We start from the raw sequence: 20,020 nt of genomic DNA on the forward strand, positions 1-20,020 counted from the left end.
GGGGTGCCACTCGGATTCGGTGGCGCGGAGGCGGCCGGAGCGTTCGGTGAGCCGCCATTCCTCGGTTCTTCGCACTGACGGGATGAGTAATGTCACCCGTATGGGGGTTCACCCTCCAGGGGGATCCGGCACCCGTGCAGGGTGTGTGCCGGGTGCCGGGGACGTCGCAGCCGGTGTCCCGCACCGGGCCGAGTGGCCTCGGTCCGGACCGGCGCGCAGACTGGGCAGTGAGGCCGCCGCCCGGGACTGGGCGGTAACGCGAGGCCGCCTTGTGCAGGGCTGTGCAGGCCGTTCGCCGGACTGTTCGTTGAGGGGGCCGATATGGCCGTGGAAATCCCGCCCCTGCTGAGACCGTCACGGCTCAGGCGCCGTGGTGGGATCTGGGGCGAATGCATGGCAGAGTTCCTGGGGACGCTGGTCCTCATCGCCTTCGGATGCGGCTCGGTGGCCATGGCGGTCGCGGCGCTGCCCGGCTCGGGACGCACCGCGGGGCCCACGACGTTCTTCATCAGCGCCGGTGACTGGCTGCTGATCGGCTGGGGCTGGGCCCTTGGGGTTGCCTTCGGCGTGTACGTCGCCGGAGGCGTCAGCGGGGCGCACATCAACCCGGCGGTGACGCTGGCGTTCGCGGTGCGCCGCAAGTTCCCCTGGGCGAAGGTGGTTCCGTACTGGATCTCGCAGGTGGCGGGTGCCTTCGTCGGCGCGGCGCTGGTGTACGCCGTCTATCACGACGCGATCAACACCTTCGACAACGCGATGAAGGGACCGAAGACGCACGGGCACACGGTTGCCTCGTTCTCGATCTTCGGCACCTTCCCTGCGGCCTACTTCCACGGCGGTTACTGGGGGCCGCTCGTGGACCAGATCGTCGGTACCGCGTTCCTGGTCATGCTGATCGTGGCGGTCATCGACCTGCGCAACACCGGCGTGAAGGCCAACCTCGGACCGCTGGTCATCGGCTTCGTGGTGGCCGCCATCGGCTTCTCCTACGGAGCGAACGCCGGGTACGCCATCAACCCTGCCCGTGACTTCGGGCCGCGCCTGTTCACCTTCTTCGCCGGGTGGGGAGACCTGGCTCTACCCGGCAGTCTGGCCGGGTCGTTCAGCCACTACTGGTGGATCCCGATCGTCGGACCGCTCGTCGGCGGGGTCGTCGGTGTCCTGGTGTACGACCTGTTCATCGGCGACGTACTGCACATCCGTGCCCAGCAGGGCGAGCTCCCGGAGCCGGGACGCACCCGCCCGAGTGAGGAGAGCGACACATAGCCGTCGCCGTCGCCGGACGGGTGCGCGCAGGCCGCCGTCCGGCGAAGGGCCGGTTGCTGACGCGCCATCAGGAGCAGTGCCCCCGGGAGGCGTTGGAACGGCACGAGCACGTGATCGGCGTGCGGGGCCGGTACGAGGGCAGGCCGCCGTGAGCTTCGCGGCGGCTGGCCTGCCGGATCGGCGCGGGCTCAGCCGTGGTAGCGGATGTAGCCGTCGCCGTCGCGGTCGTCGCGGGCCTTGTTGGTGTAGGAGTGGACGTCGGCGCGGGCACCGGAGGGCTTGAGCAGGTAAATGGTGTCCTTGTCGTTGTTCCAGACGAAGTTGCAGTTCTGGCGGTAGACGACGTTCTTGGCGTCGGAGCCCGTGCCCTTGCCCCCGCGCAGCTTCACGTAGTCGCCAGCGGAACGTGAACCGGTTGCCGGAGGCGTCCTTGACCGCGTAGCCCTTGAGGCTGACGGTCGCGGTGCGCGAGTAGTTCTTGATCGTCAGGTACTCGTTCTTGGTGTTGCCGGTACGGCAGTTGTTGGAGTCCCGTCCGGGCGCGTCGTACTGGACGCCCTTGATCTTCAGCGCGGACGAGTATTCGGCGGCCTGCGCCGGAGCGGCGACGACGACGGCGACGGTCCCGGCCGTGACGGCCACGGCCAGAGCGGTGCGTATACGCGTGGCCGAACTCCTGGAGCGGGCCGGGCTGGTCGTCACGGCCCGGTTGGTGCAGGAGCCCGCCGGGCGGCTGACGCGGCAGCACGCCTGCCTTCTGGCCCGGAAGGCCTGAAGCCCCACTTGGTGCAGGGGCCGGGCCAACCGGCCGTGGTCCTGCGCCGGTTGGTCATCCGGTCGTGAGCACCATGCGGAACCGAGCGGCACCGGCGAGCATCTTCCGGTAGGCCTCGCCGGCCTGGTCCAAAGGCACGACCTCGGTCATCGGACGGATCCCGTGCAGGGCGCTGAACGCCATGGTGTCCCGCACGTCCTGCGCGGTGCCCGACGGGTGGCCACGGACGATCCGGGCAGCCGTGATCAGCTGGAGCGGGCTGATCCCCAGCGGCTCGGGCGCCGCCCCGACGACCACCAGCTCACCCCGGTGCGACAGGCCGTCGACGGTCGCCGCGATCGCCTCGGAGCTGCCGGCCGTGGCCAGTACGACCTTGGCACCGCCCAGCGATTGCAGCGCGTCGGCGACGGGGGTGTCCGTCGTGCTGTCGACGTAGTGGTGCGCGCCGAGCCGCTTGGCGAAGTCGGCCTTGTCGGCCCCGCGTGCGATCGCCACCGTCTCGAAGCCCATGGCCACCGCGTACTGCACCCCCAGGTGCCCCAGGCCTCCGATGCCGAGCACGGCCACCAGATCACCCGGCTGCGCGGAGCTGCGCCGCAGTCCGTTGAACGTGGTCACACCCGCGCACGCCATCGGCCCGGCGTCGCTCGCCGCCAGCGCGTCGGGGATCCGGGCCGGCGCGTCGACCGGCACGATCACCCGCTCGGCGAAGCCGCCGTCGTAGGTCCAGCCTGGGACCTTCAGATTCGGGCACACGATGAAGTCGCCCTGCCGGCACGGGGTGCAATGGTGGCAGCTGCCGCCGAACCAGCCCACCGCCACCCGGTCGCCCACCTGCCAGTCCTGGTCCTGCGCCCCCTCGCCGAGCTGCTCGATCCGCCCGGCGATCTCGTGCCCGGGAACCACCGGGAAACTGATCCCGGGCAGCGCGGCGTCCACGAAGAAGCTGTCGCTGTGGCAGACTCCGCAGGCCTCAACGGCGATCGCGACCTGGCCGGGGCCCGCATCCGCCGCCTCACGCTCGACGATCTCGAACGGACCGCCGGCGGCGGTCGCCTGCGCGACTTTGCAGGTGCTCATCTGTATCTCCCGGAAAGCGGGTACGACGGACCCCCGCAACCAGGACATCAGCTATGCCCCGATCGCGCGCGCCGTACGGGACGGGGGCCGTACGGGACGGGCGGCGGGCCCGCGACCGCGCCCGGCCGCGGTCAGCCGCCCGGCATGGGACGCACGGTCAGGATCTGCTGGGCGTGCCCGACCGGGCCGTACAGGTCGTGCAGGACCGTGCTGGTCAGGCCCACGCCGGTCGGGCCGAAGGCCACGGTGGTGTCCAGACCAGTCCAGCGGCCCTCCGGGCGGCGGTGCAGATGCACGGTCAGGTCGACGTTGGGGAACATCCACGCGGTGGGCGGCTGGCGTGCGGCGATGCCGTTCGCCGTGTCGACGAGGGAGAGGTAGGAGGCGAGCGGGCTGCTGGGCTCGCCGGCGACCAGGGTGAGCGGGGTGGAGACCCAGGCGGTGGTGCGGCCGGGGCTCGGCGGGACCAGCGGACGGACGTCCAGGGACGCGATGTAACCGCCCGGCCAGAGCTCGCTCATTGCCCAGGGCTTGAGCCCGTCGGGCGGGGTGAGCCGGTCGCCGGCGCCCCCGGCGACGGCCGCGGTGTCCTGGGCCGACAGCAGCCAGACGCGGGCCCGGACCACCGGACGGCCGGCGATGCGCACGACGGCTTCCAGGAGTTCGACGGTGCGGCCGGGACGGAGGGTCTCCACCTCGATCTCGCACTCGTCCAGGGCCGGGCGGCCCAGGATGTCGTAGCTGATCCGGGCCGGTATCAGGGCGCTGCCCCCACGCGCGGCCAGATGGTCCTCGACCGCGTGGACGACCAGTCCGCCCAGCGGGCTGAAGTGCTGCTCGCGCGCGTCCCAGGCGCCACTGGCGTGTGCGGTGGGCTTGAAACGGTGCTCGTCGATGCGTTCGTAGTAGCTGCCGGGAACCGGGGCGCCGGTATTCAACGCGTGCTTCTCCTCGGGCTGTTCACAGGAAGCCGAGCCGGCACGGGTTTCTCGCGCCGGCTCGGCCGGGCAGCCCCATCATGACCCAGCCGATGCTTGGCACGTACACCCACCTCCCGCCAGGAGGCCCCGTGCTCTTGCGCGACGTCACCGCCGACGACGTGGACGCGTACATCCGGATGCGCTGCGACCCGGTCATGATGGCCGAGCTCGGCGGTCCCCTGCCAGCCGGCGGCATGCCGGACAAGGTGCGCCGCGACGCCCGGCAGGCGGCGGCCGACGCCGCCTGGATCAAGATGATCGTCCCCGACCCGGAGAACCCCGAGGAGGTGGCCGGGACGGTGACCAGCTGGACCCACGACGGCGACGACGGCCCGATGTCGGAGACCGGCTGGATGGTGCTGCCGCGCCACCAGGGCCGCGGCCTCGACGGCGGGCGGCCCGCGCGCTGCTGGAACGGGCGCGGGACGAGAACCGCCGGGGAGTGGTGCACGCATTCCCGGCCACGACCAACGCGGCCTCGAACGGCATCTGCCGCTCGCTCGGCTTCCGGTTCGTCGGCCAGCGCGAGGTGGCGTTCGCAGGCCGGGTGCTGCGTGCCAACCACTGGGCGATCAGCCCGCGTACGGGCCTGGCGCCAGGATGAGGCGGTGCGGGTCAGCCGAGGGGCATCCACGTGTGGTCCTCGGCGGAGCGGGTCATCGCGTCCAGGGCCACCGCGGCGGCCACGGCGTCGTCGAGGGTGGCGCCGTGGGTGCCGCCCTCCGTGACCGAGCGCAGGAAGTGGTACGCCTCGATGACCTTGAGGTCGTCGTAGCCCATGGCGTTGGCCGCACCCGGCTGGAAGGCCTCGTACTCGCCGTGGCCGGGGCCCACGTAGACCGTGCTGACGGGCTGGTCCTGGTACGCGGTGCCGCGGCTGACACCGAGCTCGCCCATGCGCCGGAAGTCCCACCAGAGCGCGCCCCTGGTGCCGTGGATCTCGAAGCCGTAGTTGTTCTGCTCGCCGACCGAGACCCGGCACGCCTCCAGCACGCCGCGCGCGCCGGAGGCGAAACGCAGCAGACAGCTGACGTAATCGTCGTTCTCGACCGGACCCAGCTCGCCGCCCGCCGCCCGGGTGTGACCGGCGGTGGCACCGGCGGGCCGGGCCCGTTCGGGCACGAACACGGCGGTGTCGGCGGCCAGCGACTCGATCTCGCCGAGCAGATGGCGGGCCAGGTCGACCCCGTGCGAGGCCAGGTCGCCCAGCACCCCGCTGCCGCCGCGTCCACGCTCGTAGCGCCAGGTCAGGGCACCCTCCGGATGGGCCGCGTAGTCGCTGAACAGCCGGATGCGGACATGGGTGACCCTGCCGATCTCGCCGGCCGTGATCATCTCGCGTGCGGCGGCGACGGCGGGGGCGTTGCGGTAGTTGAAGCCGACCGTGCCCCGCACACCGGCCCCGGCGGCGGCGACGGCGACCGCGCGGGCGTCGTCGGCGCTCAGGCCCACCGGCTTCTCGATCCAGATGTGCTTGCCCGCCTCGGCCATGGCGAGACCGATCTCGCGGTGCAGGAAGTTCGGGGCGGTGATGCTGACCGCCTCCACCCGGGGGTCGGCGGCGACCTCCCGCCAGTCGCGGACGGCGGAGTCGAAGCCGTACCGCTCGGCCGCCTCCTCGGCCCGGCCGGGCACCTCGTCGGCGACGGCGACCAGGTGCGGACGTACCGCGAGCCGGGGGAAGTGGTGCGGCACCCGGGCGTACGCCTGTGTGTGCACCCGTCCCATCCAGCCGAATCCGACGACGGCGACGCCGAGCGTAGGCACCATGACAGCCCCTTTATGGACCGATCCAAAACCTGGTGGCTCACGATGAGGCCGTCTCCCGTCAGGTGTCAAGCCACCGTGTGACGCACCCAGCCCCGACTCTCCGGACAGCTTCCGGCCTCTTTACAAGGCCCTCGCTCTCATGGAACGGTCCACACCGTGCGACCGCCCACCATCCGCGACGTCGCCGCACGCGCTGGTGTGTCCAAGTCCCTGGTCTCACTGGTGCTGCGCGGCTCCGGCAGTGTGCGCCCCGAGAAGCGGCAGGCGGTCCTCGCCGCGGTCGAGGAACTCGGCTACCGGCCCAACGCCGCCGCCCGCAGCCTCAGCGAGCGCCGCACCCGCACCGTCGGCGTGCTGCTGAACGACATGCGCAACCCCTGGTTCGTGGAACTCCTCGACGGGCTGAACTCCCGCCTGTACGACTCCGGCCTGCACATGCTGCTCGCCGACGGCCACCTGAACCGGCGCCTGGGGGAGGACCTCACCCGCACCTTCACCGAACTGCGCGTCGACGGCCTGGTCGCCGTCGGCACCCTGCGGGACCCGCGGGCGCTGCGCGTCGCGGCCGGCCGCGTGCCCACCGTCGCCGCCGGCACCCGCGAACCCGAACTGCCGGAGGTGGACGTCGTCGCGGGCGACGACGAGCAGGGTGCCCGGCTGGCCACCGAGCACCTCATCTCCCTCGGCCACCGGCACATCGCCCACATCGCCGGCCGGGGCGCGGTCGGTGACCTGCGCCGCCGCGGCTTCGAGGACACCATGCGCGCACACGGGCTGGCCGGCACGGCGGTCGTCGAACAGGGCGACCTCACCGAGGAGGGCGGCTACCGGGCCACCGTACGGCTGCTCAGCCGCGCCCCACGGCCCACCGCCGTGTTCGCGGTCAACGACATGGCCTGCGTCGGCGCGCTGTCCGCCGCTGAGGAGAGCGGCCTTCGGGTCCCCCGGGACCTCTCCCTGGCCGGCTACGACAACACCTATCTGTCGCGCCTGCGCCACCTGTGGCTGACCACCGTGGACAACGCCAGTCACGACGTGGGACGGCGCGCCGCCCAGCGGCTGCTCGACCGCATCGACAACCCGGACCTGCCCCGGACGGTGGATCTGACCAGCCCGGTCCTGGAGGTGCGCGGCACGACCGCACCACCCGCCGGAACCGGCTTATGAGCACCCGCCCGGCGCCCCGGGGGTCCTGGGCCGACGCCGGCCGGGTGGATCCGGGAGCCGGAGTGGGGGGCCGGCCCGCCGGGTTCCACGGGCGGGACGGCCCCGGCGCATCGGCCCGGGGCCGCTGGTTACCCGGACACCGGGGTTCGGAAGTGAGCCCCCGGGGTCCTCCGCGCCTCGCGCGTCGCGGAGGGCCCGCGCCCCGGCACCGTCCACCGCCCCGAGCCCCCGCCCCCGGCCTGCGGGAAACAGTGGCCTCGCCGGGCGGGCCCCGGGGGTGAGAACATGACGTGTGTCGCTACTGGACCTACGGCGCTCACCATCGGGACGGGTACTGATCGTCATCCCCCTGGTACTGATCGCTGTGGTGGGCGTCGTGGACGGCCTGAGCCCGCCGGACGTGCACCTCGGCCCGCTGCTGGTCGCGGCTCCCGCGTTCACCGCCGCGTTCTCCGGGCCCTGGCTCACCGCCCTGATCGGTGCGCTGGCCGCCGGGACCGAGCTCTTCATCGGGGGCGTCCAAGGAACGCTGGGCACACAGCACCTCCAGGCGCAGGTCGCGTCGCTGATCATAGTCTCGGGTCTGATCGTGGTGTACTGCCTGTTCCGGGACCGGCGCGAGCACCAGCTGACGCAGAGCCGGGTCGTGGCACAGGCCGTCCAGGACGTGCTCTTCCCACCCCTGCCCGAGCGCAGCGGCCCGCTGCGGATCGCCTGCCTGTACCTCGCCGCCCAGGACGAGGCCACCATGGGAGGAGACCTCTACGCCGCGGCCCGCACCGGACACAGCACCCGGCTGCTCATCGCCGACGTGCGGGGCAAGGGACTGCCGGCGATCAGCCATGCCGCACTGCTGCTCGGCGCCTTCCGCGCGGCCGCGCACGGCCGGCCCTCGCTGCCGCGTCTGGCCGTGCACCTGGACGGCGCCATGCGCTGGGAGTTCCGGCAGTGGCAGACCGCGCAGATGCTCGACATCGACGAGTCCTTCGCCACCGCCCTGCTCGTGGACATCCCCGACAGCGAGCCCGTGCTGCACCTCCTCAACTGCGGCCACCCGTCCCCGCTGCTCATCGGCGCGGAAACCGCCGTCCCCCTGACCGCGCAGCTCGTCGCACCACCACTGGGCCTGGGTGAACTGTCCGACGCGGTGGACTACGTGGTCGCCTCGTTCCCCTTCCTGCCCGGCGACACACTGCTCCTGCACACCGACGGCGTCCTGGAGGCGCGCAACGCGCGGGGCGACTTCTACCCCCTCGCCGACCGGGCCGGCGCCTGGGTCGCCGAACCGCCGGAACTCGTGCTGCGCCGGCTCCACGACGACCTCGTCGCCCACACCAACGGCCGCTTGGGCGACGACGCCGCGGCCGTCGCGATCCGCCGCGGCCCGTCGTGACACCGGCGCCGCCTCGGCGACCACCGGTCAAGGCCGTCGGCCGGACGGCTCGTGGAATCTCCCGGCGCCTGGTGATTGCGCCGTGTGCGATCGGGTACGCGAGCAGAACCCATGCCCGGCCGGTCAGCTCCCGGGCGGGCCGCTCGACTGCCGCGACCAGGGAAAACCGTCATGCAGACACCAGCGAACGACAACACCCCGACGCCCGCCCAGCAAGCGCTGGACGTGCTTGCCGAGAACGCCGAGGACACGGTGGCACTGGAGACGCTCGCGAGCAGCGACGTGCTGGTCCCCGTGCCCGACGACGCGAGCGAGGAGGACGCCACCAACCCCACGGCGGTGGCCCTGCCCGTCCTCGAACAGCCGGGAGGGGTGCCGGTGGTGCCCGTCTTCACCTCCGAACTGGAGATGTCCGACCTCCTGCCCTTCGTCTCCCGTTACCGCCTCGTTCCGCTCGGCGCGCTCGCGTCCCAGTGGCCGGCCGACGACCTGTCGCTGACCATAGACGCCAGTTCGCCGCACGGGCTGACGCTCACCTCGGAGGGAGTGCGCAACCTGCTCGCCCGGCCGCAGGGCTGAGCGGCGCCGCGAGGACCAGTCCGACCGGTCTGGCCGTCCGCGGTGCGCGGTACCACCGCGGCGGCCGGCTCAGGCGTCCTGGAGAAGGCCGATGAGGTTGCCGTCGGCGTCCTTCGCCGAGGCGATCAGCCTGCCGCCGCCGACGTCCTGCACGTCCTGAAGCACCTCGGCGCCCGCGGACACCAGCGCCGCCAGCCGGGCCCTGATGTCGTCCACGTGCCAGTACGGCACCGGCCCGGTCATGCCCTTGGCGTGCCCGTTCGGGTCGAGCCCGACGTCCTGCCCGGCGTCCTTGAACCCGACGTAGTAGGGCGCGTCGGCGTACGGCTCGACCTCCAGCAGCGCGCTGAACAGGGCCTTCGCCTGTTCGAGGTCCTTGACGGGGTAGATGATCGTCTTCAGTCCGGCGGTCATGGCGTACTCCTTCGTATGCGGCTCTGCATGTATGCGGCCCTGTACCCGGCAGGGGAAAGGGCCGACGTGTGCGTCGGTGGTTCCACGCTAGGGCGGCCGGGCGTCGTGCGGCTTCTCCGATCCTGACCGGTTGCCGGGAGGCGTCACCCGCCTTGCCGTACACACCCCGGTCGGTGCGTGCGGTGCGGATCCGGTGGGGGTTAGCCTGTAGCCCGGCCGCGATGGGTTCGCGGCGCGGCGGTGGGGCCCGCCGTACCGAAACCGTGGCACTGGTGCCGCCAACGGTCCCTACTCGCGTCGTAGGAGCGCTCCGGGATGTCCGGGCGCCGGCGAGCAGGAGACGTAGGAGCATGACAGCCCCGGAAACCGAGAGCCTTCGGACGCGGACCAGTCCCGTGCGGCGGCGTGCCTGGCGGGCGCAGACGCCGGTGGTCGCGGTGGTGGCGCTCGGGGGAGCGTTCGGGGCCACGGCCCGGTACGCGGTCTCGCAATGGCTGCCGGCGCCGGCCGGGGGCTTTCCCTGGGCGATCTTCTGGATCAACGTCTTCGGCTGCGCGGTGATCGGTGTCTTCATGGTGGTGATCACCGACGTGTGGGGCGCCCACCGCCTGGTCCGCCCGTTCTTCGGCACCGGCGTGCTCGGTGGTTTCACCACCTTCTCCACCTACGCCGTCGACATCCAGCGGCTGGTGGACTCCGGCCACGCCCGCACCGGGCTGGCGTACCTCGCCGCGACCCCGTGCGCGGCGCTCGCGGCGGTGTGGCTGGCCATGACGGCGGCCCGCCGTGTTCTGAAGTGGAGGCAGCGATGACCAGGCTCACCGGCAGCGCGCTGCGCGTGACCGTCTTCATCGGAGAGAACGACACCTGGCACCACCGGCCCCTGTACTCGGAGATCGTCCACCGGGCCCATGCGGCGGGCCTCGCGGGCGCCAGCGTCTTCCGCGGTATCGAGGGGTTCGGCGCGAGCTCCCTGATCCACACCTCACGGCTGCTGTCGATGAGCGAGGACCTGCCGGTGGCGGTGGTGATCGTGGACACCGAGGAGCGGGTGCGGGCGTTCCTTCCGCAACTGGACGAACTGGTCGCCGAGGGTCTGGTGATACTCGACGACTGCGACGTCATCCGGTACGTCGGCCGCGCGGCCGGCTTCGGAGGCGCGGGCGCGAAGGGCGGGAAGCCGTCGTGAACTGGCTGCTGGTGGTCGTCGGGGCCGCGGTCGGGGCGCCCCTGCGCTACCTCACCGACCGTACGGTGCAGTCCCGGCACGACTCGGTGTTCCCCTGGGGCACCTTCGTGGTGAACGTCACCGGGTGTCTGATACTCGGCCTGCTGACCGGCGCGGCAGCGGCGGGCGTCGCCGGACCGCACCTGCAACTGCTCCTGGGCACCGGTCTGTGCGGGGCCCTGACCACGTACTCGACCTTCTCCTACGAGACGCTGCGGCTCACCGAGACCGGTGCCGGCTCCTACGCCCTCGCCAACGTCGTCGCCAGCGTCGCCGCAGGCCTCGGCGCGGCTTTCGCCGGGGCTTGGATCGCCGGAAGCCTCTGACGGTTGCCGCAGGATTCCGCTGCCCGTCACCGGGCCGTCACCTCGGCACCGTAAGTGTGTGACCACCACTGTCGATCGCCATCCCCAGAACTGGATCCCATGAGCGCCATCTCCGTCGGTCAGGCCGTCGTCCTCGGAGTCGTCGAGGGGGTGACCGAGTTCCTCCCCGTGTCCTCCACCGGCCACCTGAAGATCGCCGAGGGGCTCATGGGCATCCCCGTCGACGACAAGTCGGTCGTCGCGTTCTCCGCCGTCATCCAGGTCGGCGCCATCGCCGCCGTGCTGGTGTACTTCTTCAAGGACATCGTGCGGATCATGTCCGCCTGGTTCCGCGGGCTGGCCAACCGGGAGGAGCGCTACCACCACGACTACAAGTTCGCCTGGTGGGTCATCTTCGCGACGATCCCGATCGTGGTGGTGGGCCTGGCAGCCAAACCCTTCATCGAAGGGCCGCTCGGCTCCCTGTGGGTGGTCGCCGGTTCGCTGATCGTGGGCAGTGGTGTGATGTGGTGCGCGGACCAGATGGGCCGGCACAAGCGCGGTGAGGACGACACCTCCTTCAAGGACGCGATGCTGGTCGGCAGCTCGCAGATCCTCGCCCTGCTCTTCCCCGGCTTCTCCCGCTCCGGCGCCACCATGTCGACCGCGCTCATCCTGGACCTGGACCGCGTCGCCGCCACCCGCCTGTCCTTCTTCCTCGGCCTCCCGGCCCTGACCGGCGCCGGCATCTACGAGCTCAAGGACGCTCTCGGCGCGAGTGTGGGCGCCGTCCCGCTGGCCGTCGGCACCGTCGTGTCCTTCGTGGTGGCCTACGCCTCCATCGCCTGGCTGCTGAAGTTCGTCGCCAAGCACTCCTTCAACGCGTTCGTCGTCTATCGGATCCTGGTCGGCCTGCTGCTGTTCGGCCTGCTCGGCACGGGTGTTCTCAGCAGCTGAGCACCGGCTGGCGGCCGAGGCCCGCCGCCCTGCCGCACCCGCCCCCCGATCCACCTCCGCAGCGCACCGGGACCGGCCCGGAGGCAGAATGGCGATCATGACATCGTCCCCGACCTACCTGCCGGTCCTGGAGCGCATCGCCGAGGAGATCGAGCACACGCCCGGCCGCGGGCGTGCGGCCGACTACATCCCGGCGCTCGCGGCCCGCGACGCCCGCGCCTTCGGCATGGCCGTCGCGGAGCTGGACAGCACGGTGTACGGGGTGGGGGACTGGCGGGAGCCGTTCTCCGCGCAGTCCATCACCAAGGTGTTCACCCTCGCCCTCGATCTGGCGCGCGAGGGCGACGAACTGTGGGAGCACGTGGGCCGCGAGCCCTCCGGCAACCCCTTCAACTCCCTGGTGCAGCTGGAGTACGAGAACGGCATCCCGCGCAACCCGTTCATCAACGCCGGCGCCCTGGTGGTCACCGACCGGCTCCAGACCCGTACCGGCGACGCGGCGGGCGAGCTGCTGCGCTTCCTGCGCGCCGAGAGCGGCAACGCGGAGCTGGACTTCGACGAGGAGGTCGCCGCGTCCGAGACCGCGCACGGTGACCGCAACGCCGCCCTCGCCCACTTCATGGCGTCCTACGGCAATGTCGACAATCCGGTGCCGGTCCTGCTGGACCAGTACTTCCGCCAGTGCTCGATCGCGGCCTCCTGCGCCGACCTGGCGCTGGCCGCCACGTTCCTCGCCCGGCACGGCATACGGGCGGACGGCACCCGGCTGCTCGCCAGCAGCCAGGCCAAGCAGGTCAACGCGGTCATGCTGACCTGCGGGACGTACGACGCGGCCGGCGACTTCGCCTACCGTGTCGGCCTGCCCGGCAAGAGCGGCGTGGGCGGCGGCATCATCGCCGTGGTACCGGGCCGGTGCGCGCTGTGCGTGTGGAGCCCCGGCCTGGACGAGCGGGGCAACTCGGTGGCCGGCGTGGCGGCCCTGGACCGCTTCACGACCCTCACCGGCCTGTCGGTGTTCTGAAAGGCGCCCCCGGCGACGTCGTCCGGACCATGCCCGGGTCGGCGGCCGGTCAGATGCGCGAGGCACGCTTGTACTTGAACCACAGGCCGAGCAGGAGGACCCCCGCGCCCAGCCCGACGGCGCCCGCGATGGTTCCCGTGTCCGGCCAGTCCGACTCGGCCGGCCGGGACGCCCTCGCGGATGCCACGACCGCAGCTCCGGGCTTCGTCCCGGGCTTCGCCCCGGTCGCCGTCTCGTGCGAGACGGGCCGCAGGGCGTCGAGCGAGCCGACCGGATCGACGTGCCCGGCGGCGTCGAATCCCCAGTCCAGCAGCGCGCGCGCCTCCTCGTAGACAGCGTGGCCGGCGCTCTCCTGAGGGTTCATCACCGTCACCACGAGGGTGCGCCCGTCCCGGTGGGCCGCGGCGACGAGCGTGTTGCCCGCCTTGGTGGTGTAGCCGTTCTTGATGCCGATCAGACCCGGATACGGCTGCACGCCGTCCGCGCCGGTCAGCAGGCGGTTGGTGTTCGCGATCCGGTACGTGCCGTCGTTGCCGGGGAAGGCGGCGTAGGCGGTGGAGCAGTACCGCGCGAAGTCCGGGTCGTGCAGCCCGGCCCGCCCGAACACGGCCAGGTCGTACGCCGAGGAGTCCTGCCCGTCGGCGTCGTAGCCGTCGGGGGAGACGACCGTGGTGTCCAGGGCACCCAGGGAGCGGGCCTTGGCCTCCATCTGCCGGGCCGTGTGCTCCCAGCCGCCGTTGAGCGCGGCGAGCACGTGCACGGCGTCGTTGCCGGAGTTGAGGAACACCCCGCGCCACAGATCGGCCACCTGGTACGTGTGGCCCTCGACAACCCCCACCAGGCTGCTGCCCTCGCCGACGCCCTGCAGTTCCTCGGCGCTGACGGTGTGCCGGATGCCTCCGGGGAAGGCCGGCAGCACGGTCAGGGCGAAGAGCGTCTTGAGCGTGCTCGCGGGCGGCAGCCTGCGGTGCGCGTCGTGCGCGGCCAGCACCTCGCCGGATTCGGCGTCGGCCACCACCCAGGACAGCGCGGAGACGTCCGGAACCGCGGGCGCCCCGCTGCGGAGCCGGACCTGTGTGCCCTCGCGGTCCAGCACGCCTGGCTGCGGCACCGTCGCCTTCGGCTGCACTATCGTTCCCGGTCCCCCGACGGTTGGGCCGACCGCCGCGACCGGAGAGGTCAGCGTCAGGGCGGTCGCGGCGCAGAGTGCGCAGGCCGATGCGATGGTGCGCATAGAAAATCTGATCTTCATATCGCAAACCTAGGGATAAATCGGCGCAGGCGGGACGCTGCCGGAGCCGAACGGGATCCGCGAGCACCCGGATGTCCTAGCGCATGACCTGACGGGCGCACAGCGGGCGCGAAGGTGAGGGTGCGTCGAGCGCTCGGCCGGCTAGCCGGTGGGCAGGGTCGGCTGGACGCGCCGCAGGAACGTGGCGTTGTCGGGTGTGTCGCGCAGCCGTTCCAGGAGTGTTTCCAGGCCGGCCATGCCCTCGCGGCTGCGCAGGGCGCGTCGCAGACCGCGAACCGCCGCCAACTCGTCCGGGCTGCAGAGGAGTTCCTCACGGCGGGTGCCCGAGGAGTCGATGTCGACGGCCGGGAAGACGCGGCGGGCGGCGAGTTCGCGGCTGAGCCGCAGCTCCATGTTGCCGGTGCTTTTCAGCTCCTCGAAGAAGAAGTCGTCGGCGCGGGATCCGGTCTCCACCAGCGCGGTGGCGAGGATGGTGAGCGAGCCGCCCTCCTCGGCCGACCGCGCCGCTCCGAAGAACCGCTTGGGCCCCTGGAGCGCGCCCGCGTCGACACCGCCGCTGAGGGTGCGGCCGCCCGCCGCGGCCGCGTTGTTGTGGGCCCGGCACAGCCGGGTGAGGGAGTCGAGGAGGACGACCACGTCCTCGCCGGCCTCGACGAGCCGTTTGGCCCGCTCGACGACGAGTTCGGCGAGCGCGATGTGCTGCCTCGGGGACCGGTCGAAGGTGGAGGCGTACACCTCGCCGCGCACGCGGCGCCGCATGTCGGTGACCTCCTCGGGGCGTTCGTCGAGCAGCACCACCATCAGCCGGCACTCGGGGTGGTTGCCGGCGACGGCGGCGGCGATCTGCTGGATCAGCACGGTCTTCCCGGTCTTCGGCGGCGCCACGACGAGCCCGCGCTGGCCCCTGCCGACGGGCGCGATCAGGTCGGCGACACGGCCGGTGAGCCCGGCGGCGGGGTGTTCGAGGCGCAGCCGCTCGCGCGGGTGCAGCGGAGTGAGGTCGTGGAAGCGGCGCCGGGCCCGGGCCTCGTCCGGCGAGCGGCCGCCCACGGTCGTGATCTCGGTGACGGTGTGCTGCTGACCGAGTACGCCGGCGACGGCATCGCCCTTGCGCAGGCCGTGGCGGCGGATCAACGCCGGGGAGATTCGGGGGTCGGCGGGGGTGGGCAGGCAGTCCTCGCCGCGCAGATGCCCCTTGCCGGTCGCGTCGATGTCCAGGACACCGGTGACGGACCGGGGGGCAGCGGACGGCTGCCGCGGTGCGGCGGGGCGTTCGAGTGTGGTGGTCATGGGTGAAAGTCCTTTCACGGACGGACGGCACGGGGCGTGCGAGGGGAAGGGGAAACCGCGACGGGGAGGCGTGGAGCACGGCCTCCGGCGGAAGACACCGCCTCGGCCGCCGCGCGCTGCCCGAGAAGGGCAGAGATCGCCGCTCACGGAGAGGGTGAGGAGAAGCAGATCGCGCCGGCCGCAACAGGTGCGGCGACCCGGCGAGCTGATGAAGAACCGCACCGGCGCCCACAACGGGGCGTACACAGGTGCTTACCCGAGGGTACCACCCAGCTCGCGTCCGGTGGCGGTTCTGCCGGAAGGAGAGCACACCGCCACGCGTCGGCGGTAGTGATCTGCGCCACTGTCGCCCGTCTTTCCGTGACGTTCGCCGACCGCGAAGCGCTGAAAGAACTGGCCACCCCAGTGACGGGTGTGCCTCCCGACTTTCTTCTCTGGGCCGTTTTGGGCCCTGTGGGGGTGGATTCACCGTGAGCCGCCGTACGTCGCACGCGTACCGACCGCTGAGCATGAAGAGACGGGCGTGGCTGACGCTCGGTGCCGTCGTCCTCGGGGGCGGGGGCATCGTGACGTATGCCGTCGCCAGCCCTTCGGGCGACGACGGCGCCACGGGCCGGGCCAAGCGTCCGCTGAAGATCTACGACCTCGCGCTGAAGGGCGACACGGACGCCCGGCGTGAGCTGCCGCGCACGGACACCCAGGAGTTCTCGCTGCTCGGCGTCACCTGGACGGGTGCCACCCAGCGGTTGCACGGCACGGCGCAGGTGCGCACCCGGAGCAAGGCGACCGGCGAGTGGAGCGCCTGGCACGACCTCGAGGACGCCGACCCGCTGGAGAAGCCCGGCCCCCGTGTGCGCGGCGCTTCCCAGCCGCTGTGGGTCGGGCCCTCCGACGGCGTCCAGGTGCAGGTCGTCCGCAAGGACGGCACCACCGGCCCGCTGCCCAAGGGGCTCAAGGTCAACCTGGTGGATCCGGGCGTGGTGACCGACGCCGAGGCCAAGGCGACCACTGGCAGCGAGCCGGCCGCCTTCGTCGCCGCGGAGACTTCCGGCGCCACGAGCGACGCGCCCACCGACTCCACCACGCCCAGCGACGGCACCACCGCCACGCCGACGGACGGCGCGACCACCACGTCCCCGGCTCCTACCGACACCACTCCCGAGGCCACCCCCACGTCCGGGTCCGCCTCCCCCTCGACGAGCGCGTCCGCCAGCGCGTCGGCCACCGCGCCGTCCGCGCCGCCGTCCACCGTGCCGCAACCGCCGATCGTCTCGCGCGCCGGCTGGGGCGCGGACGAGTCGATCAGCCCGGAGGCGCCGGAGTACAACGCGGACGTGAAGGCCGTGTTCGTGCACCACACCGACGGGGCCAACGACTACTCCTGCACCGACTCACCCGCGATCGTGCGCGGCATCTACGCCTACCACGTGCAGGCCAGCGGCTGGAAGGACATCGGCTACAACTTCCTCGTCGACAAGTGCGGCACCGTCTTCGAGGGCCGCAAGGGCGGTGTCGACCAGCCGGTCCTCGGCGCCCACACCTACGGCTGGAACCGCGAGTCCGCGGGCATCGCCGTACTCGGCACCTACACCTCCACCAGTGCCTCCAACGCCGCGCTGACCTCGATCGCCCGCGTGGCGGCCTGGAAGCTCGGTCAGTACGGCGCCGACCCCGCCGGCACCGTCCAGCTCACCGCGGGTGCCACCCAGAAGAACTACTTCGCCAACAGCTTCGTCGCGGGCAGCAAGTACACCTTCAACCGCATCTCCGCCCACCGCGACGGCTTCAACACCGTCTGCCCCGGCAACTCCCTCTACGCCCAGCTGCCCACCATCCGCTCCTGGGCGGCCGGCCCGGTGCAGGGCCTGAAGGTCAGCTCGGTCACCGGCGCGACCCTGTCGGGCTCGACGTACTACACCAAGGGCGCCCTCACCGTGAAGTGGACGGCGACCACGCCAAGCTCGCTCATCAAGAACTTCCAGCTGCTGGTGGACGGCAAGACGGTCGCCACCACGTCCGGCACCGCCACCTCCGCCTCCGCCACGCTGGCAGCGGGCAACCACACCGTCGCCGTGCGGGCCGTGCACCAGTCCGGGAAGACCACGACCAGTGCCGCGCTGAACGTCACGGCGGAGACGACCGCCCCGACGTTCACCACCACGCCGAAGCTCGCCCTGCGCGGCGGCACCGTCAACACCGCCGCCGTCCCGGTCACTCTCAGCTGGAAGGCCACGGACGACACGGCCCTGCGCTCCGTGCAGCTGCTGTCCCCGACCACGGCCACCTTCGGCCCGACCACCACCAGCTCCAGCCGCACCGCCACGTCCGGCACCGCCTCCACCTGGTCGATGCGCGCCAACGACTACGCGGGCAACTACCGCACGTCGTCCCCGTCGTACACGCCCGTGATCCTCCAGGAGAGCTCCGCCGTCAAGTCCGGCAGCTGGACCACCCGCTCCTCGAGCAGCTACCTCGGCGGCAAGTCGTACTCCAGCGGCTCCAAGGGCGCCAGTCTCACCTGGACCTTCACCGGCCGCTCCGCCGCCTGGGTGGTCTCCCGCGCCTCGACCTCCGGCCAGGCCTACGTCTACGTCGACGGCACCAAGGTCGCCACGGTCGACCTGAAGTCCTCCACCACGCAGTACCGGCAGGCCATCTGGACCAAGACCTGGTCCAGCAGCGCCAAGCACACCGTCAAGATCGTCGTCGTCGGCACCTCCGGCCGTCCCACGATCACCACGGACGGCCTCGTCTACATCAAGTAGCCCGTCCCCCGCACCCAGTGCGGGCAACACCCCGAGCCCGGCAGCCGCCACCAGCGGCTGCCGGGCTCGCGGGCATCTCGGGAGTGCCCCGGGGCGTCAGGCGTACGACCGCAGCCAGCGGAGCTTGGCCGCGTCCTGGTAGGGGCCGCCGCCCTCGTGGTCGTTGAAGTCGTACACCTCGATCTGCTTGTCCCGGTGCGCCCAGGCGTTGAACGCGGCGAACACCGTGGAGGGCGGGCAGGTCTGGTCCTCCAGGGCCGCGGAGAAGAGCGCGGGCGCGCGGCCGCGGACGGCGAAGTGCACGCCGTCGAAGTACGACAGCGTGCGCAGGGCGCCCTCGGTGCGGCCGCGGTGGGTCTTGAGGTAGAGGCCGATCTCCCGGTACGGGTGGCGGTCGGTCAGCGTCGTCCCGCGCGGGTAGTCGCACAGGAACGGCACGTCCGGGGCGATCGCGACCAGGTCCGGCACCAGACCTCCCACCGCGATCGTGATGCCGCCGCCCTGGCTCTCGCCGATCGCCACGGTCCGTCCCGCGTCGGTCAGCGGGTGTGAGCGCGCCGCCTCGATCGCCCGCACCGCGTCGGTGAACACCCGGCGGTAGTAGTAGTTCTCCGGCGCGTCCAGACCGCGGGTCATGAAGCCGGGGTACGCCGGCGCGCCGCCGACCGGGTCGGGGGTGCCGCCCCCGCCGCCCCAGGCGCTGCCCTGCCCGCGCGTGTCCATCACGAAGTGCGCGCGGCCCGTCGACGCCCACAGCAGGTGTTCGTGCGGCAGGCCGCGCCCGCCGCCGTAGCCGACGAACTCCACGACCAGCGGCAGCGGCGCGTCGACCCGCGCGGGCAGCGTCAGCCAGCCCTTGACCGGGTGCCCGCCGAAGCCGGCGAAGGTCACGTCGTACACCTTCACCGTCGTCAGTCCCGCGTCCACCAGGTCGAACCGGGCGTCCAGGTCGTGCTCGCGCGCCTCCTGGAGCGTCTTGGACCAGAAGGCGTCGAAGTCCTCGGGCTCGACGGACGAACTGCGGTACTCGCGGAGTTCGTCGAGGGGAAGGTCGAACAGGGCCATCAGCAACCGCCTTTGCGAAGAGACTGTGGAGGCCACACGGTACGGCGTCGGCTCGGCCCGCCGTCATCCGAGGTGTTCGGACCCGGATGCGCTGCACGGGCAGCGCCGGGCGCGTCAGGTGCCGTCCTCGTCCCGGCCGTACCAGGCGTTGTAACGGGTGAGGTAGCCCGCGAACCGCTCGAGGTCGTCCTCCGGCCAGCCGGCCAGGCGTTCGTGGAAGGCCGCACGGCGGCTCTCGGTGACCCGGGCGAGGATCCGGCGGCCGGCGGCCGTCAGGTGGAGGACCTGGACGCGGTGGTCGCCGGGATCGGTACGGCGCTCGACGAGGCCTGCGCGCTCCAGGGCGGACACCTGCCGGCTGACGGTGGACTTGTCCAGCGCGTAGTGCGCGGCCAGGTCGGTGGCCCGGCAGCCGCCGCTCTCCTCCAGGTGCCCGAGCAGCGTGTACGACACCAGCGACAGTTCGGGGTGCATGCGACCCGCCGAGGCCCGGGCCCGGCGGGCGAAGACCGTCATCTCGCGGTGGATGGTCTCGACGGCCGTCTCCCCGGCGGGCGTCCGCCGCGTGACGCCGCGCTCGTCCGGTTCTGCAGCTGCGCTCACCGAATGCCTCCCCTGCTGCTCCAGTTGCATACTACAACTGACCTGGGAGGGTGCGGCCCGGCCACCGGAGGGGCCGGAGAGGGGGGTCGGCCTCCGAGTGTTGGGGTAGG

At 72.0% G+C, this 20,020-nt stretch carries 18 protein-coding genes and 2 pseudogenes; 11 read left to right on the forward strand and 9 right to left on the reverse strand.

The genetic code is table 11. The features are described from left to right. Positions 1–321 precede the first annotated feature (321 nt). The gene (locus tag ACFY4A_RS11885; protein ID WP_390829269.1) at positions 322–1,266 is read left to right on the forward strand and encodes an MIP/aquaporin family protein; all 945 of its coding nucleotides are present in this window, start codon (positions 322–324) and stop codon (positions 1,264–1,266) included. Positions 1,267–1,454: 188 nt separating this feature from the next. On the opposite strand, the pseudogene ACFY4A_RS11890 reads toward ACFY4A_RS11885, so the two are convergent. From ACFY4A_RS11890 to ACFY4A_RS11900, 3 genes and pseudogenes are all read right to left on the reverse strand, one after another. Continuing rightward, positions 1,455–1,926 (reverse strand): annotated as a pseudogene (locus ACFY4A_RS11890) (lamin tail domain-containing protein). A 169-nt stretch (positions 1,927–2,095) separates the two neighbouring features. Further along, a complete protein-coding gene (locus ACFY4A_RS11895; RefSeq protein ID WP_390829270.1) occupies positions 2,096–3,121 on the reverse strand; it encodes an alcohol dehydrogenase in 1,026 nt (341 codons plus the stop codon). Between the two features lie 131 nt (positions 3,122–3,252). Next, positions 3,253–4,059, reverse strand: coding sequence for a thioesterase family protein (locus ACFY4A_RS11900; protein ID WP_390829271.1), 807 nt, complete (start codon positions 4,057–4,059; stop codon positions 3,253–3,255). Between the two features lie 131 nt (positions 4,060–4,190). Here ACFY4A_RS11900 and ACFY4A_RS11905 point away from each other — a divergent pair. After that, positions 4,191–4,705, forward strand: a pseudogene (locus tag ACFY4A_RS11905) (GNAT family N-acetyltransferase). Positions 4,706–4,716: 11 nt separating this feature from the next. Here ACFY4A_RS11905 and ACFY4A_RS11910 read toward each other — a convergent pair. Beyond that, a complete protein-coding gene (locus ACFY4A_RS11910) occupies positions 4,717–5,871 on the reverse strand; it encodes a Gfo/Idh/MocA family protein (protein WP_390829272.1) in 1,155 nt (384 codons plus the stop codon). A gap of 156 nt (positions 5,872–6,027) precedes the next feature. On the opposite strand from ACFY4A_RS11910, the gene ACFY4A_RS11915 reads away from it, so the two are divergent. The 3 genes from ACFY4A_RS11915 to ACFY4A_RS11925 all read left to right on the forward strand — a co-directional run bounded on the left by ACFY4A_RS11915 (position 6,028) and on the right by ACFY4A_RS11925 (position 9,010). After that, complete coding sequence (locus ACFY4A_RS11915) at positions 6,028–7,038, forward strand: LacI family DNA-binding transcriptional regulator (RefSeq protein ID WP_390829273.1); 1,011 nt, start codon at positions 6,028–6,030, stop codon at positions 7,036–7,038. Positions 7,039–7,330: 292 nt separating this feature from the next. Next, entirely contained in the window at positions 7,331–8,431 is a 1,101-nt protein-coding gene (locus ACFY4A_RS11920; protein ID WP_390829274.1) for a PP2C family protein-serine/threonine phosphatase, read from the forward strand. Between the two features lie 171 nt (positions 8,432–8,602). Next, positions 8,603–9,010, forward strand: coding sequence for an SseB family protein (locus ACFY4A_RS11925; RefSeq protein WP_390829275.1), 408 nt, complete (start codon positions 8,603–8,605; stop codon positions 9,008–9,010). Between the two features lie 69 nt (positions 9,011–9,079). On the opposite strand, the gene ACFY4A_RS11930 is transcribed toward ACFY4A_RS11925, so the two are convergent. Beyond that, positions 9,080–9,424 (reverse strand): VOC family protein, encoded by a 345-nt coding sequence (locus tag ACFY4A_RS11930; RefSeq protein WP_390829276.1) that lies wholly within the window; start codon positions 9,422–9,424, stop codon positions 9,080–9,082. Positions 9,425–9,774: 350 nt separating this feature from the next. Between ACFY4A_RS11930 and crcB (ACFY4A_RS11935) the strand changes: the two genes are divergently transcribed. The 5 genes from crcB (ACFY4A_RS11935) to ACFY4A_RS11955 all read left to right on the forward strand — a co-directional run bounded on the left by crcB (ACFY4A_RS11935) (position 9,775) and on the right by ACFY4A_RS11955 (position 12,935). Further along, on the forward strand, positions 9,775–10,236 hold the full coding sequence (crcB, locus tag ACFY4A_RS11935) for a fluoride efflux transporter CrcB (RefSeq protein ID WP_390829277.1): 462 nt from the start codon (positions 9,775–9,777) through the stop codon (positions 10,234–10,236). Further along, entirely contained in the window at positions 10,233–10,613 is a 381-nt protein-coding gene (locus ACFY4A_RS11940; protein ID WP_390829278.1) for a DUF190 domain-containing protein, read from the forward strand. The genes crcB (ACFY4A_RS11935) and ACFY4A_RS11940 overlap by 4 nt, the downstream gene beginning before the upstream one ends. Beyond that, complete coding sequence (gene crcB, locus ACFY4A_RS11945) at positions 10,610–10,978, forward strand: fluoride efflux transporter CrcB (RefSeq protein ID WP_390829280.1); 369 nt, start codon at positions 10,610–10,612, stop codon at positions 10,976–10,978. Before ACFY4A_RS11940 ends, crcB (ACFY4A_RS11945) begins: the two co-directional genes overlap by 4 nt. A gap of 99 nt (positions 10,979–11,077) precedes the next feature. Continuing rightward, positions 11,078–11,914 carry an undecaprenyl-diphosphate phosphatase gene (locus ACFY4A_RS11950; RefSeq protein ID WP_390829281.1) on the forward strand — a complete coding sequence of 279 codons (837 nt, stop codon included), beginning with the start codon at positions 11,078–11,080 and terminating at the stop codon, positions 11,912–11,914. A gap of 88 nt (positions 11,915–12,002) precedes the next feature. Further along, positions 12,003–12,935, forward strand: a complete 933-nt coding sequence (locus tag ACFY4A_RS11955) for a glutaminase (RefSeq protein WP_390829282.1) — start codon at positions 12,003–12,005, stop codon at positions 12,933–12,935. Between the two features lie 49 nt (positions 12,936–12,984). Here ACFY4A_RS11955 and ACFY4A_RS11960 read toward each other — a convergent pair whose 3' ends face one another. Beyond that, entirely contained in the window at positions 12,985–14,187 is a 1,203-nt protein-coding gene (locus ACFY4A_RS11960; RefSeq protein WP_390829283.1) for a D-alanyl-D-alanine carboxypeptidase family protein, read from the reverse strand. Positions 14,188–14,328: 141 nt separating this feature from the next. Then, positions 14,329–15,477: a transcription termination factor Rho gene (gene rho, locus ACFY4A_RS11965; protein WP_390829284.1), complete on the reverse strand. Its 1,149-nt coding sequence runs from the start codon at positions 15,475–15,477 to the stop codon at positions 14,329–14,331. 509 nt (positions 15,478–15,986) lie between these two features. Here rho and ACFY4A_RS11970 point away from each other — a divergent pair. Next, entirely contained in the window at positions 15,987–18,242 is a 2,256-nt protein-coding gene (locus ACFY4A_RS11970) for an N-acetylmuramoyl-L-alanine amidase (protein ID WP_390829285.1), read from the forward strand. Positions 18,243–18,338: 96 nt separating this feature from the next. On the opposite strand, the gene ACFY4A_RS11975 is transcribed toward ACFY4A_RS11970, so the two are convergent. Both ACFY4A_RS11975 and ACFY4A_RS11980 read right to left on the reverse strand, forming a co-directional pair. Continuing rightward, positions 18,339–19,307, reverse strand: a complete 969-nt coding sequence (locus ACFY4A_RS11975; RefSeq protein ID WP_390829286.1) for an acetylxylan esterase — start codon at positions 19,305–19,307, stop codon at positions 18,339–18,341. Between the two features lie 114 nt (positions 19,308–19,421). Next, the gene (locus ACFY4A_RS11980) at positions 19,422–19,910 is read right to left on the reverse strand and encodes a MarR family winged helix-turn-helix transcriptional regulator (protein ID WP_390829287.1); all 489 of its coding nucleotides are present in this window, start codon (positions 19,908–19,910) and stop codon (positions 19,422–19,424) included. Positions 19,911–20,020 lie beyond the last annotated feature (110 nt).

The organism is Streptomyces sp. NPDC001292 (assembly GCF_042896465.1).
GTDB lineage: Bacteria > Actinomycetota > Actinomycetes > Streptomycetales > Streptomycetaceae > Streptomyces.

Coding starts and splice junctions, on each gene's coding strand:
- ACFY4A_RS11885 (WP_390829269.1), top strand. CDS start 322: ATGGCCGTGGAAATCCCGCCCCTGCTGAGACCGTCACGGCTCAGGCGC.
- ACFY4A_RS11895 (WP_390829270.1), bottom strand. CDS start 3,121: ATGAGCACCTGCAAAGTCGCGCAGGCGACCGCCGCCGGCGGTCCGTTC.
- ACFY4A_RS11910 (WP_390829272.1), bottom strand. CDS start 5,871: ATGGTGCCTACGCTCGGCGTCGCCGTCGTCGGATTCGGCTGGATGGGA.
- ACFY4A_RS11925 (WP_390829275.1), top strand. CDS start 8,603: ATGCAGACACCAGCGAACGACAACACCCCGACGCCCGCCCAGCAAGCG.
- ACFY4A_RS11930 (WP_390829276.1), bottom strand. CDS start 9,424: ATGACCGCCGGACTGAAGACGATCATCTACCCCGTCAAGGACCTCGAA.
- crcB (WP_390829277.1), top strand. CDS start 9,775: ATGACAGCCCCGGAAACCGAGAGCCTTCGGACGCGGACCAGTCCCGTG.
- ACFY4A_RS11940 (WP_390829278.1), top strand. CDS start 10,233: ATGACCAGGCTCACCGGCAGCGCGCTGCGCGTGACCGTCTTCATCGGA.
- ACFY4A_RS11950 (WP_390829281.1), top strand. CDS start 11,078: ATGAGCGCCATCTCCGTCGGTCAGGCCGTCGTCCTCGGAGTCGTCGAG.
- ACFY4A_RS11955 (WP_390829282.1), top strand. CDS start 12,003: ATGGCGATCATGACATCGTCCCCGACCTACCTGCCGGTCCTGGAGCGC.
- ACFY4A_RS11960 (WP_390829283.1), bottom strand. CDS start 14,187: ATGAAGATCAGATTTTCTATGCGCACCATCGCATCGGCCTGCGCACTC.
- rho (WP_390829284.1), bottom strand. CDS start 15,477: ATGACCACCACACTCGAACGCCCCGCCGCACCGCGGCAGCCGTCCGCT.
- ACFY4A_RS11970 (WP_390829285.1), top strand. CDS start 15,987: ATGAAGAGACGGGCGTGGCTGACGCTCGGTGCCGTCGTCCTCGGGGGC.
- ACFY4A_RS11975 (WP_390829286.1), bottom strand. CDS start 19,307: ATGGCCCTGTTCGACCTTCCCCTCGACGAACTCCGCGAGTACCGCAGT.